1 pseudogene is annotated in these 362 nt (G+C 66.3%); it reads left to right on the top strand.

Annotated elements, in window-relative coordinates:
- Window positions 1–362 (top strand): annotated as a pseudogene (locus B2W22_RS19175) (dihydrolipoyl dehydrogenase); the annotation flags it as partial.

The following is a 362-nucleotide window of genomic DNA, read 5'->3' as shown; positions in this document are numbered from 1 at the left end:
ATTCCGTCGGTGGCCTACACCGATCCGGAAGTGGCGTGGGTCGGCCTGACCGAGGAAGAAGCCAAGAAGCAGGGCATCAAGATAGAGAAGGGCGTGTTCCCGTGGGCAGCCTCGGGCCGCGCCATCGCCAACGGCCGCGACGAGGGCTTCACCAAGCTCATCTTCGACGCCGAAACGCATCGCATCCTGGGCGGCAGCATCGTGGGCACCCACGCGGGCGACCTGATCAGCGAACTGGCGCTGGCCGTGGAAATGGGCGCCGACGTCGTCGACATCGCCAAGACCATCCACCCGCACCCGACGCTGGGTGAATCGGTGGGCATGGCCGCGGAAGTTGCCGAAGGCGTCTGCACCGACTTGCC

Origin of the sequence: Achromobacter sp. UBA4530 (assembly GCF_002388205.1) — a bacterium.
GTDB lineage: Bacteria > Pseudomonadota > Gammaproteobacteria > Burkholderiales > Burkholderiaceae_B > Achromobacter > Achromobacter animicus.
Note: the sequence above shows the minus strand (reverse complement) of the source record. Positions and strands in the feature narration are given on the sequence as shown.